This window comes from Streptomyces sp. NPDC090025 (assembly GCF_044748125.1).
In the GTDB taxonomy this organism is placed as follows: domain Bacteria; phylum Actinomycetota; class Actinomycetes; order Streptomycetales; family Streptomycetaceae; genus Streptomyces.
In genome coordinates, this window is sequence record NZ_JBIVFL010000008.1 from 220,116 (window position 1) to 232,315 (window position 12,200).

Genomic DNA, 12,200 nt, shown 5'->3' on the forward strand with positions numbered 1-12,200 from the left:
GGGGACGCGCCGTCCACAGGCCCGTCCGGTGCCTCAAGTCAACGGGCCGGGCCGCTCGGGGACCACGCAGAACAACACGCAGAACTTGCGCGCGCCGGCATCCGCGTGCCGGTGTCCGCCGCGGCCGGCACCGGCACCGGCACCGGGAGCGGGACGCGGTGGGTCAGGGGGCCGGGGCCGCCAGATCGCGGCAGCGGTCGGCGGATTCCGCGTCGCCGATCGCGTCGAACACCTCGGCCGCCCGGGCGTACGCGCGTCCGCTCTCGGCTGCCCGGCCGTCCTCGGCCAGCAGGGACGCCAGGGTCCGCAGGGCGGTGGCCTGCGGGACGGGCAGCCGGGCCCCCTCCATCAGGTCGATCGCCTCCTCGGTCCGCGCGATGGCTTCGGCGCGGCGTCCGAGCAGGCCCAGGCACTCGCCGGCACGGGCCAGCGCGATCGGGCGGATCAGCGTCGCCACGCTCGGCCGCACGCCCGATTCGGGATCGGCGACCAGGGCGGACAGGTCGAGGTAGCTCCGCAGCGCCTCGGCGTGCCGTCCCGCGTCGCGCAGGCAGGTGCCGAGGGCGCCGAGGCACTGGCAGTAGGAGTCCAGGTCGCCGACGGCCCGGAACGACTCGGCCGCCCGGGTCTCCGCCTCGGTGGCCTCGTCGAGCCGCCCCAGCCGGCGCAGGGCACCACCGGCGTTGTGGAGCGCGGCGGCGCGCTGGGCGGTCGATCCGGCGCGTTCGGCGAGCACCCGGGCCTCCTCCGAGTAGCGCAGTGCGGTCCGCGGGTCGTCCCGTGGCAGCAGGTGGACCCAGGCGAGGGAGTTGAGCTGGTGGGCCTGCCGGACCGGGTCGCCGAGGGCGACGGCGGCGTCCACTCCGCGGGTGAAGACCTCGTGCCAGTGCGCCGCGTGCATCCAGCGGTCGGAGTACCAGTGGAGTGCCTCCGAGCATTCCAGGACGTCGGCGTGGCGGCCTTCGCCGGCCGCCGTCGCGAGCGCGCCCAGCCAGTTGTCCACGTTGGCGCGCAGCCACTGGTCGGCGGCCTCCTCGGTGGTCAGCCCGACGAGGTCGGCGTCGGGCCGCCGGGGGCGGCCGTCGGCCGATTCGAACCAGCGCCCGGCAGTGGTGGCCATCCGCAGCAGCCAGGACGTCGTACGCGCGGCGGCCGCCTCCCGCTCGGGTGCCGGGTCCTCGGCCCGGAGCCGCTCGCGGGCGAACAGTCCGACCAGGTCGTGGAAGCGGTGGCGGCCCGCCCCGGTGTCCTGGAGCAGGCCGAGGTCGATGAGTTCGTCGAGCACGTCCCAGGCGTCCTCGACGGTGGTCCCGGCGACGACCGAGGCGAGGGCGGGGTCGAAGTCGTGACCCGTGAGCAGGGCCAGCCGACGGAACATCCGGCGTGCGGGCGGAGCCAGTTGCTCGTACGACATGCCGAAGGCGGTGGCGATCCGCAGGTCCCCTGCCTTCAGCTGGTCGAGCCGGCCCTCCTCGTCGGACAGCCGCAGGACGAGATCGGCCGCGCTCCACGCGGGGCGGCTGACCAGCCGGTTGCCGACGATCCGCACGGCGAGCGGCAGCCCCCCGCACAGTTCGGCCAGCCGGCCGAGCACCGGGGCGGCGTCCGGGGCACCCCGGTCGCTGGTGATGCCGGCCAGCAGCCGGGTGGTGTCGGCCAGGGGCAGCGGGCCCAGGCCGAGGCGGCGCACCCCGGCCAGGCCACCCAGCAGGCGGCGGCTCGTGACCAGGGCCCGGCCCCGGCCGCCGGACGGCAGGAGCGGGCGGACCTGTTCCGCCGAGGCGGCGTTGTCGAGGACGACCAGCACGCGCCGCTCCGCGAGCCGCGCCCCGTACAGGGCGGCGGCCTCACCGGGGTCGGCGGGGATCTGCTGCTCGGGGACGCCGAGGGCGCCGAGCAGCGTCGCCAGGGCCTGTTCCGGGGGCAGCGGGCGGGCGGACATGCCGAAGAGGTCGACGAAGAACACTCCGTGCGGGAAGTGCGGTTGCAGGGTGTGCCCGACGTGCACGGCGAACGTGGTCTTGCCCAGACCGGCGGGCCCGGTGACGAGTCCCGCGAAGGCATCGTCCTCCGGACGCTCGTCCGTGAAGAGCCGCTCCGTCCAGTCGAGTTCGCTGTCGCGTCCGGTGAAGTCGCCTACGCCCGGAGGTAGTTCGCACAGGCCGGTGGGGCTGGCCCACCGGTCCTGGAGGCGCCCGTCGCGGGCCAGTTCGACGAGCCTCCTCCGGGCGGACGGGTCGAGCGCGAGGGCGTCCGCGAGGGCGACGACGGTACGGTGCCGGGGGCCTTTGCTCCGTCCGCGTTCCACGTCGGAGAGGGTGCGGGCGCTGACACCGGAGAGCTCGGCGAGCTGTTCGAGCGTCAGGTGGGCCGACTGCCGATGCCGGCGGAGCAGTTCGGCCAGGCGGGGTGTGGCGGCGATGGGATGCGCTCCTCATGCGTCGAGTTGCCCGATGCGTCGGACCCGGGCGCCGTACAGCCTAACCAACCAGAGCCATGGATATGCCCGTTGAGCGAGGGATGCGGACCCGCGGGTGTGCGTTACGCTGAGGTCACGGCCGAGGGCCGCCCCGGATGTTCCGCCGCCACGCGGCGGGCGAGGGCGCCGCCGCCTCGCCGAGTACGACGACCCCGCGGTGCGCACGAGGTACGGCGCCGCCGCGGCGCGCTCCCGGGCCCGCCGTCGCCGCACCCTCCGGCACCCCCGCGCCCCGCCCCGGCCGCCACCCGGCCCGGCACGGGCCCGAGTTCGCGCTCTCCTCCAGCCTGACGGATTGGAACAGTCGATGATCGATCGCAGGTGCAGGCGCTCCGGCTGCCGCTTCCCCCGTGGCCGGACGATCGGCCGGACCGAACGGCTCCGGCCCTGCTGTTCGCCCGAGTGCCTCGCGTGGCTGCGGCGGGCCCGTACCGTCGCGGCGGGCGCCGAGGGCCCGGCGGCCGAGGCCGAGGCACGGGAGCTGCTCGGCATCGCCCGGGCGCTCGACCGGCGCCGCCGTCCGGACGAACCCGTGCCGGAGCTGCCCCTGCAGCCGAACCCGCGCTGGGCCTACGCCGTCACGGCCGTCTGACCGGCCCCGCACTGCCCGGGGGCACTCTCCGGGCAGCCCCGAGGACGCGCCACAGGGCGCCCCCGCAAGCACCCCCGCGGGCGGCCGAGGCCCCCTGGCACCCGCTACACCCGGATCACCTGCGGCCCCAGCAGCGAGTAGCGGTGCGCCTCCGTCGCGGGCAGTGCGGTGTCGGTCACGATCGCCTCGAAGTCGCGGACCTCGGCGAACCGGCAGAAGCCGACCGCCCCGAACTTGGTGTGGACCCCGGCCAGGACGCGGCGCCGGGCCGAGCGCACCGCCTGGGCCTTCACCTCGCCCACAACGGGGTCCGGGGTGGTGAGCCCGTACTCGCGGGAGATCCCGTTGGCACCCATGTAGGCGAGGTCGACGACGAAGCCGGCCAGCATCTCGGTGGCCCAGTGGTCCACCGTGGCGAGCGTCCCGCCCCGCACCCGGCCGCCGAGCAGCAGCACCTGCACCCGGTCGCGCGCGGCCATCACGCCGGCGGTGGTGAGGGAGGCCGTGATGACGGTGAGCGGGCGGTCCTCGGGCAGCTCCTGAGCGATGAGCTGCGGGGTGAACCCCTCGTCCACGAAGACGGTCTCCGCCGCCCCGAGCAGTCCGGCGGCGGCCCGCGCGATCCGGATCTTCTGCGGCACGTGGCGGGCGGTCCGGGCCTCCAGTGTCGTCTCGAACCCGGCGCTCTCCACCGGATGCGCGCCGCCGTGCGTGCGCCGTACCATCCCGTGGTCCTCCAGGATCCGCAGGTCGCGCCGTACCGTCTCCACGGAGACCGCGAAACCCGCGGCCAAAGCCGTCACCTGCACGACGCCTTCGTGCCGGGCCTGTGTCAGGATCGCCCGGCGCCGCTCCTCCGATGTCACAGCGCACTCCTTCTCTCGTGGCGGGGAAGGTCCCGGGTCGGGCTTCCGGGGCCTCATGGATCGCCTGAACGGCCCGACGCCGCACCATGATCGGGCCCGGGCCGCCCGGCGCACATCGGCAGAATGGCCCAGAACGCGCGGCGGCGTCCGCCTGCCCGTTCGGGCAACCGGGCACCACGTGGGCGCCGTTCCCCCGCAAACGGGCGGCACGACGCCCCGCGCCACCCACCGCGACCGTCGTGACCTGCGCGGACACCGTCGGGCGCGCGGGCAGGAACGGGCAGGAAGCGCGCCTCGAACAGCCTGGTCAGTGCTGCCGGAGCCCGAGTACAAACATCCCACCGGGCCCGAACGGGCATGATGCACAAGGCTGGTGGAAGGTGCGGTGGCGACGGCGTGGACACCCAGGAGCGACGACGCAGGGTCCTCGGGATCATCCGGGGGTCGGGTGCCGTGGAGGTGGCGCGGCTCGCCGAACAGTTCTCCGTCGCCCGGGAGACGATCCGCCGCGATCTGCGCGCGCTGGAGCGGAGGGGGTTCGTCCGCCGCAGTCGCGGGGGCGCGCGGCCGGTGGAGAGCGCCGGCTTCGAGACGACCCTCGTGGAGCGCACCACCCGCAACGTCCCGCAGAAGAAGCGCATCGCCCAGGCGGCCGTGCGGCTGCTCGGCGACGCGGAGACGGTCTTCGTCGACGAGGGCTTCACCCCGCTGCTGATCGCCGGCGCGTTCCCCCGCGACCGCCCGCTGACCGTGGTCACCGCCTCCCTCGCGGTGGCGCACGCCCTGAGCGACGCGGAGCGGGCCACGGTCCTGCTGCTCGGCGGCCGGCTCCGGCCCGGGACGCTCGCGACGGTCGGCCCCTGGACGTCCCGGACGCTCGCCGGCCTCGTCCTCGACCTGTGCTTCGTCGGCGCCAACGGCATCTCCCGGGAGCACGGCCTCACCACCCCCGACCCGGCGGTCGCCGAGGTCAAACGGCATGCCGTGCGCGGGTCCCGGCGCCAGGTCCTGGTCGGCGCGCACACCAAGTTCGGCGTCACCGGGTTCTGTCGGTTCGCGGAGGTCCGGGACGTCGAGGCGATCGTCACCGACACCGGCCTGTCGCCGACCGAGGCACACCGCTACTCCCTGCTCGGCCCGCAGGTCATCCGGGTCTGAGCGGTCACCGCCGCCCTCACCGATTCGGTTCCGGTCCGACCTGATCCGATCCATTCCGTTTCGTTGCACATCCTTCCGATCCGTTCAACTGCGTTCCCCTTCCTTCCCTTGTGTTCCGTTCAGATCCGATCCGATGCGTTTCACCCCTCCCCGTCACCCGCAGCAGCCACTCGCAGGAGTCCGCCATGCCTGTCCCCCGTCCTCCCCGTCCTCCCCGTGACCTGTCCCGCGGCCGACGGCGTGCCCTCGGCGTCCGCGTCGCGGCGGTCGGCCTCGCCGGAGCGCTCCTCGCCGCCTGCAGCGGGGCCGGCGGCGCCTCGTCCGCCGACGGCGACACCCTCGACGTCCTCATGGTGAACAACCCGCAGATGGTGCAGTTGCAGAAGCTGACCGCCGCGCACTTCACCAAGGAGACCGGGATCCAGGTCAACTTCACGGTGCTGCCCGAGAACGACGTCCGCGACAAGATCAGCCAGGACTTCGCCAACCAGGCCGGCCAGTACGACGTGGCGACCGTCAGCAACTTCGAGGTGCCCGTCTACGCCAAGAACGGCTGGCTGCACGCCCTCGACACGTACGTCGCCCGGGACGCCGCCTTCGACCAGGCGGACGTCCTGCCGCCGCTCACCAAGTCCCTGACCGCCGCCGACGGCAAGCTGTACGCCGAGCCGTTCTACGGCGAGTCGTCCTTCCTCATGTACCGCGAGGACGTCTTCGCGGCCAAGGGCCTCACCATGCCGGAACGCCCGACCTGGCAGCAGGTCGCCGGCCTCGCGGCCCAGGTGGACGGCGCGAAGCCGGGGATGAAGGGCATCTGTCTGCGGGGGCTGCCCGGCTGGGGCGAGCTCACGGCCCCGCTGACGACCGTGGTGAACACCATGGGCGGCACCTGGTTCACCAAGGACTGGCAGCCCCGGCTGACCGCGCCGGAGTTCAGGAAGGCCACCTCGTTCTACGTGGACCTGGTGCGCGAGCACGGCGAGGCGGGCGCTCCCCAGGCCGGGTACGCCGAGTGCCTGAACAGCCTCACCCAGGGCAAGACGGCCATGTGGTACGACGCGACCGCCGCCGCCGGCTCCTTGGAGGCGAAGGACTCCCCCGTGCGGGGGAAGATCGGATACGTGCAGGCCCCGGTCGACCGGACGGAGAGTTCGGGCTGGCTGTACACCTGGGCCTGGGGCATCCAGAAGGCATCGAAGAAGTCCGACAGCGCCTGGAAGTTCATCTCCTGGGCCTCGGGCAAGGAGTACGAGCGGCTGGTCGGCGAGCAGGTCGGCTGGGCCGACGTCCCGGCCGGCAAGCGGGCGTCCACCTACCGCGACCCTCGGTACAAGGAGGCGTCGGCGGCCTTCTCCGACGTGACCCTGCGGGCCATCGCGTCCGCCCGTCCGGACGCCCCGGGCGTGCAGGAACGCCCCGCGCCCGGCATCCAGTTCGTCGGCATCCCCGAGTTCACCGACCTGGGCACGAAGGTCTCGCAGGAGATCAGCGCCGCCATCGCGGGCCGTCAGTCCGTCGACGAGGCCCTGGCGAAGGGCCAGGCGCTCGCCGAGAAGGTCGCGGAGGAGTACCGGTGACGACGTCGGCGCGCACCACCGTGAACGCCCCGCCGCCGGTGGCGGGCCGGCCCCGGCCCGCCGGGCCGGCGAGGCGCGCCACGGGCCCGGGCCGGGCGGTGGCGTGGGCGACGCGCGCGCCCCTGCTGCCCGCCCTGGTGTTCCTGATCTGCGTCACCCAACTGCCCTTCGTGGCCACACTGGTGATCTCGCTCTTCGACTGGAACTCGCTGGACCCGGACGCCCGGCGGCTCAGCTGGTTCGCGAACTACCGGACGGTGGTGACCGATCCCGCCCTGCGCGAGTCCGTCCTCACCACCGTCGTCCTGACCGTCGGCGTGGTCCTGGCGTCCGTGCTCCTCGGGCTGCTGCTCGCGCTGCTCATGGACCGGACCTTCCGCGGCCGGGGCATCGTCCGCACCCTGATGATCACGCCGTTCCTGCTGGTCCCGGTCTCCGCGGCGCTGCTGTGGAAGCACGCCCTGTACAACCCGGAGTACGGACTCCTCAACGGGACGTGGAGCTGGATCGCCGGGCTCTTCGGCGACGGCGCACCCGCGCAGCCCGACTGGATCTCGGACATGCCGCTGCTCGCCGTCGTCGCGGCGCTGGTGTGGCAGTGGACGCCGTTCATGATGCTGATCCTGCTGGCGGGGCTGCAGAGCAGGCCGCAGGAGGTGATGGAGGCGGCGCGGCTCGACGGGGTGTCCGGACCGCAGATGTTCCGCTACGTGACCCTGCCGCACCTGCGCCGCTACCTCGAACTCGGGGTGCTGCTGGGCTCGATCCACATCGTGCAGAACTTCGACGCGGTGTTCACCATCACCTCGGGCGGCCTCGGCACCGCCAACCTGCCGTACACCATCTACCAGACGTTCTACCAGGCCCACGAGTACGGACTGGCCTCGGCGGCCGGCGTGCTCGTCGTGATCGGGACGATCGTGATCGCCACGTTCGCGCTGCGGGTGGTCTCGTCCCTGTTCGACGAAGAGGTGAACCGCCGATGACCGTGCTCGCCCCCGTGCCCCCCGCCACGCGTCACGCGCTCCCCCCGGCGGCCCGCCGGGCCCGGCGCCGCTCGGCCCGGCTCGGTCTGGTCGCCTGGTGCGCCGGAATCCTGTTCTGCCTGCCGGCCGCCTGGATGGTGCTGACCTCGCTGCACTCCGAGCCGGACGCGGCGACCAGTCCGCCGTCGCTGGGCGCGGCCCTCACCCTGGACGCGTACCGTGCGTTCTTCGGCGCCGGAGGGGGCGTCGATCCCTGGCCACCGCTGATCAACTCGACGACGGCGAGCGTCTGTTCCACCTTGCTCGTGCTGGTGCTCGCGCTGCCTGCGGCGTACGCGCTGTCGATCCGGCCGGTCCGCAAGTGGACCGACGTGATGTTCTTCTTCCTGTCCACGAAGATGCTGCCGGCGGTGGCCGGTCTGCTGCCGGTGTACCTGTTCGCGAAGAACGCCGGGATGCTCGACAACATCTGGCTCCTGGTCGTCCTGTACACCTCGATGAACCTGCCGATCGCGGTCTGGATGCTCCAGTCGTTCCTGGCCGACGTACCGGTGTCGATCATCGAGGCGGCGCAGGTGGACGGGGCACGGCTGCCGACGGTCCTGGTCCGGATCGTCGCGCCCGTCGCCGCGCCGGGCATCGCGGCCACCGCGTTGATCTGCTTCATCTTCAGCTGGAACGAAATGCTGTTCGCCCGGGTCCTGACCGGGGTCACCGCGCAGACCGCGCCCGTCTTCCTGACCGGGTTCGTGACCAGCCAGGGCCTGTTCCTCGCCCAGCTGTGCGCCGCCTCGGTCGTCGTGTCCCTGCCGGTGCTCGCCGCCGGTTTCGCCGCCCAGGACAAGCTGGTCCAGGGCCTCTCCCTTGGAGCCGTCAAATGAGGGCAGCGATCGTCGAGGCGCCCGGCAAGGTGTCGGTCACCTCGCTCCCCGACCCCGCGCCCGGACCCCGTGACGTGGTCGTCGCGGTGGCCGCGTGCGGACTGTGCGGGACCGATCTGCACATCCTGCGGGGCGAGTTCGCACCCACCCTGCCGATCGTCCCGGGGCACGAGTTCGCGGGCGAGGTCGTCGCGCTCGGCGCGGAGGTGACGGAGCTGGCCGTCGGCGACCAGGTCGCGGTCGACCCCTCGCTGCCGTGCCACGAGTGCCGCTTCTGTCGCGCGGGCCGCGGCAATCTCTGCGACCGGTGGGCGGCCATCGGGGTCACCGTGCCGGGCGGGGCGGCCGAGTACGCCGTCGCGCCCGTCGCGAACTGTGTGCGCCTGCCCGAGCACGTCGACGCCCGCGACGCCGCGCTGATCGAGCCGCTGTCCTGCGCGGTGCGCGGCTACGACGTGCTCAGCGGCACCCTCGGCGCGCAGGTGCTGATCTACGGCTCGGGCACCATGGGGCTGATGATGCTGGAGCTGGCCAAGCGCACCGGGGCCGCCACCGTCGACGTCGTCGACGTCAACCCCGACCGCCTGGCCACCGCGCACCTGCTGGGGGTCTCCGGCACCGCCGCGACGGCCGCCGCGCTGGATCGGGACGGCGGCTGGGACGTGGTCGTCGACGCGACGGGCAACGCCGCGGCCATCCAGGACGGTCTGGGCCGGGTCGCGAAGGGCGGTACGTTCCTCCAGTTCGGCGTGGCCGACTACGCGACGACCGCCGTCATCGAGCCGTACCGGATCTACAACCAGGAGATCACCGTCACCGGCTCGATGGCCGTGCTGCACAGCTTCGAGCGGGCCGCCGCCCTCTTCGCCTCCGGCGTCCTCGACCCGGCCGTCTTCATCAGCGACCGGCTGCCGCTGGAGCGGTATCCCGAGGCCATGGAGCGGTTCGCGGCCGGCCTGGGCCGCAAGATCGTGGTGTGTCCGTGAGCGGTGCCGTCCGGGCGGGTGAGGCCCCGGTCCTCGTCGTCGGCGAGGCCCTGACCGACCTCGTGCCGGAGCCCGGCGGCGCGCTGCTGCCGCGCCCCGGAGGGGCGCCAGCGAACGTGGCGGTGCGGCTGGCCCGGCTGGGGGTGCGCACCGTGTTCGCCGGCACGTTCGGCGACGACGCGTTCGGCCGCGCCAACGAACGGCGGCTGCGTTCCTCCGGCGTGGAGCTCGGCCGCTGCGGGCACTCCCCCCGGCCGACCGCGCTGGCGGTCGCGGACCCGGCGCCGGACGGGACGCGCTACCACTTCCACCTCCAGGACACCGCCACCTTCGCGCTGGGCTCCGTCGAGGTCCGGCCGGGGGACTTCTCCGCCGTGTACGCGGGCGGTCTGGCCGCGGTCGTGGCCCCGGCCCGCGCGGGCGTCCTCGCGACGGCCCGGGCGGCGGCCCGCCACTCGGTGCTCGTCGTGGACCCCAACGTCCGCGCGGACCGCACCCTCGACCCGGCGAGCGGCCCGCGCCGCCTGCGCGAGCTGTGCGTGCTCGGGCACGTCGTGAAGGTCAGCGACGAGGACGCCGCCCTGCTGTGGCCCGGCGATCCGCCGGAGACGTCCTGCCGGGCACTGGCCGCGGGGGGCCGACTGGTCCTGCTGACCCGGGGCGCGCGGGGCAGCACGGCCTTCCTGCCGGGCGGGTCCCAGGTCTCCGTACCGGCCGTGCCGGTGGCCGTGGCCGACACCATCGGGGCGGGCGACGCGTTCACGGCGGCGGCCCTGGCGGCACTGCTGCGCGAGGGGACGCTGCGGACCGGTGGTGCGGCCGCCGTGACCGCCCACGGGGCCCGCGAGGCCCTGGAGCAGGCGGCACGGGTCGCGGCGGCGGCGCTGGCCGGGGCGTAACGACGGGGCGGTGCTCAGGGCCGGTCGTGGGCGGCGGGAGTGCTCACAGCCGGCCCAGGGCCGCCACACGGTCCCGGACGAGGGCCGCCGCGTGGTGCAGCACGGCGTACTCGTCCGGTGCGAGCTCCCATTCGACGACCTCGGGGAGTCCCCGCGCGCCGACGGCGACGGGGACCCCGACGTGGACGTCGCGCAGGCCGTACTCGCCGTCGAGGCCGACGGAGGCGGGCCAGCTCGCCGGGTGCCCGTGGACGAGGTCGTGGATCATGCGGGCGACTCCGCCGGCCGTGGTCCACTCGGTGGTACGGGTCACCCCCAGGCGGCCCCATCGGGTGTAGAAGCCGCGCAGTTCGGCGAGGATCCGCGCCCGCGCCGCGGCGGGGAGCCGGACGGGCGCGCCGCGCACGAGGATACGGTCGAAGAGCGCGACGAAGGCGTCGCCGTGCTCGCCGACCACCCAGGCCGTGACGTCCGCCGGATCCTCGTCGAGGGCGCGGGCGACGGCGGCGCGCAGCCGCAGGGTGTCGTTCCAGGCATAGCCCAGGACGCGCCGGCGGTCGATCCGCCCGCACCGGCACAGCCACCCCGCGAACACGTCGACGGGGTTCGTCACGACGATGACGTGCCCGGGCCAGTCCGGGGGGAGTTTGGCGAGCTCGCGGAAGTAGGGGTGGACGACCTCCGCGTTGAGGTCCAGTGCCTCGACGCGGGCCGTCCGGGGCACGAACGGGGCGGCGGCGGCCATGACGACGACGTCCGCGTCGTGCAGGTCGGCCGCGCCGCCGCGGGTCACGAGCCGGGTTCGGCCCAGCGGGGCGAGGGATTCGGCGTCCATCAGCAGGCCGCTGACGGAGTCGGGGTGGCGGCCGATGAGCGCGAGTTCGTAGGGGTCGGGGGCGGTCAGGAGGAGGTGGGCGAGGGCGGAGCCGACGCCGCCCGCCGCTCCGACGACGGTGATCCTGGGGGCGTTCACGGCGTGCCCGGGGCGCGCCCGACGACGGCGGTCCAGCCCAGGCCACAGGCCGGGCGGCCGGGGCCGGTGGGCAGGCGGTCGTACGCGGCGACGAGGTCGGGGCCGTCCCACCCCGCCAGGCGGGGGCGGATCGCCTGGAGTGTGGCCCGGTACAGGGTGTCCCAGGGCGAGCCCTCGTCGTAGAACGGCACCTCCATGGTGACGTCCTGGACGTCGAGGCCCGCTCGCCGCACGGCGTCGGGAAGTTTGCGGCCGAGGCCGTAGTCGATGCCCTGGGATCTGCCCCAGCGGCACCAGTCGGCCCAGAAGCGGCGGTGTTCCGGCCGGCCGAGGAGGGCGGCGCCCACGTCGGGTTCGACCAGGACCAGGGCACCGCCCGGCGCCAGGGCGGCCGCCATCCTGTCGACGACGGACTCCCACTGCGGCAGATGGTGCAGGAGCGCGGAGGCCGTGACGACGTCGAAGGCGGCGGGCGGGAGTTCGTCCTTGACGGCGTCGACCCGTCGGATCTCCAGCGGGGGGCGGGCAGGCCCGTCGAGGAAGCTCAGGTCGATGTCGGTGGCCAGGACCTGCCCCTCGGGCCCCGTCCGTCCGGCCAGCCACGCGGCGACCGTGCCCGTCCCCGCGCCGAGTTCGAGACAGCGCAGTCCGGCACGGAGGCCCGCTTGGGACAGGGCGCGCCGGTGCAGGGGGTCCGTCAGGCGGGCCAGCAGGTCAAGGCGGGCACGTTCGGCCTCCCCCGCGCCCGCGAAGACGTACGAGGAGTCCGGTGCGGGCTCTGGGGGTGGGTCACCGTGCATGAG

At 74.2% G+C, this 12,200-nt stretch carries 11 protein-coding genes; 7 read left to right on the top strand and 4 right to left on the bottom strand.

Annotation, left to right across the window (positions count from 1 at the left end):
• Positions 1–163: 163 nt before the first annotated feature.
• A complete protein-coding gene (locus ACIPXM_RS20560; RefSeq protein WP_401657428.1) occupies positions 164–2,422 on the bottom strand; it encodes an ATP-binding protein in 2,259 nt (752 codons plus the stop codon).
• 364 nt (positions 2,423–2,786) lie between these two features.
• Between ACIPXM_RS20560 and ACIPXM_RS20565 the strand changes: the two genes are divergently transcribed.
• Positions 2,787–3,071 (top strand): hypothetical protein, encoded by a 285-nt coding sequence (locus ACIPXM_RS20565; protein ID WP_401657309.1) that lies wholly within the window; start codon positions 2,787–2,789, stop codon positions 3,069–3,071.
• A 104-nt stretch (positions 3,072–3,175) separates the two neighbouring features.
• Here ACIPXM_RS20565 and ACIPXM_RS20570 read toward each other — a convergent pair whose 3' ends face one another.
• On the bottom strand, positions 3,176–3,994 hold the full coding sequence (locus ACIPXM_RS20570) for a DeoR/GlpR family DNA-binding transcription regulator (RefSeq protein WP_401657311.1): 819 nt from the start codon (positions 3,992–3,994) through the stop codon (positions 3,176–3,178).
• 303 nt (positions 3,995–4,297) lie between these two features.
• Between ACIPXM_RS20570 and ACIPXM_RS20575 the strand changes: the two genes are divergently transcribed.
• The 6 genes from ACIPXM_RS20575 to ACIPXM_RS20600 all read left to right on the top strand — a co-directional run bounded on the left by ACIPXM_RS20575 (position 4,298) and on the right by ACIPXM_RS20600 (position 10,424).
• Complete coding sequence (locus ACIPXM_RS20575; protein WP_401657430.1) at positions 4,298–5,095, top strand: DeoR/GlpR family DNA-binding transcription regulator; 798 nt, start codon at positions 4,298–4,300, stop codon at positions 5,093–5,095.
• Positions 5,096–5,280: 185 nt separating this feature from the next.
• Positions 5,281–6,672 (top strand): ABC transporter substrate-binding protein, encoded by a 1,392-nt coding sequence (locus ACIPXM_RS20580; protein WP_401657313.1) that lies wholly within the window; start codon positions 5,281–5,283, stop codon positions 6,670–6,672.
• Positions 6,669–7,658, top strand: a complete 990-nt coding sequence (locus tag ACIPXM_RS20585; RefSeq protein WP_401657315.1) for a carbohydrate ABC transporter permease — start codon at positions 6,669–6,671, stop codon at positions 7,656–7,658. Before ACIPXM_RS20580 ends, ACIPXM_RS20585 begins: the two co-directional genes overlap by 4 nt.
• Entirely contained in the window at positions 7,655–8,539 is an 885-nt protein-coding gene (locus ACIPXM_RS20590) for a carbohydrate ABC transporter permease (protein WP_401657317.1), read from the top strand. The genes ACIPXM_RS20585 and ACIPXM_RS20590 overlap by 4 nt, the downstream gene beginning before the upstream one ends.
• Positions 8,536–9,525: a zinc-dependent alcohol dehydrogenase family protein gene (locus ACIPXM_RS20595; RefSeq protein WP_401657319.1), complete on the top strand. Its 990-nt coding sequence runs from the start codon at positions 8,536–8,538 to the stop codon at positions 9,523–9,525. The genes ACIPXM_RS20590 and ACIPXM_RS20595 overlap by 4 nt, the downstream gene beginning before the upstream one ends.
• On the top strand, positions 9,516–10,424 hold the full coding sequence (locus ACIPXM_RS20600) for a PfkB family carbohydrate kinase (protein ID WP_401657321.1): 909 nt from the start codon (positions 9,516–9,518) through the stop codon (positions 10,422–10,424). The genes ACIPXM_RS20595 and ACIPXM_RS20600 overlap by 10 nt, the downstream gene beginning before the upstream one ends.
• Positions 10,425–10,467: 43 nt before the next feature.
• On the opposite strand, the gene ACIPXM_RS20605 is transcribed toward ACIPXM_RS20600, so the two are convergent.
• Positions 10,468–11,397, bottom strand: coding sequence for a hypothetical protein (locus ACIPXM_RS20605; RefSeq protein WP_401657323.1), 930 nt, complete (start codon positions 11,395–11,397; stop codon positions 10,468–10,470).
• Positions 11,394–12,197: a methyltransferase domain-containing protein gene (locus tag ACIPXM_RS20610; protein ID WP_401657325.1), complete on the bottom strand. Its 804-nt coding sequence runs from the start codon at positions 12,195–12,197 to the stop codon at positions 11,394–11,396. Before ACIPXM_RS20610 ends, ACIPXM_RS20605 begins: the two co-directional genes overlap by 4 nt.
• Between the last annotated feature and the right edge of the window lie 3 nt (positions 12,198–12,200).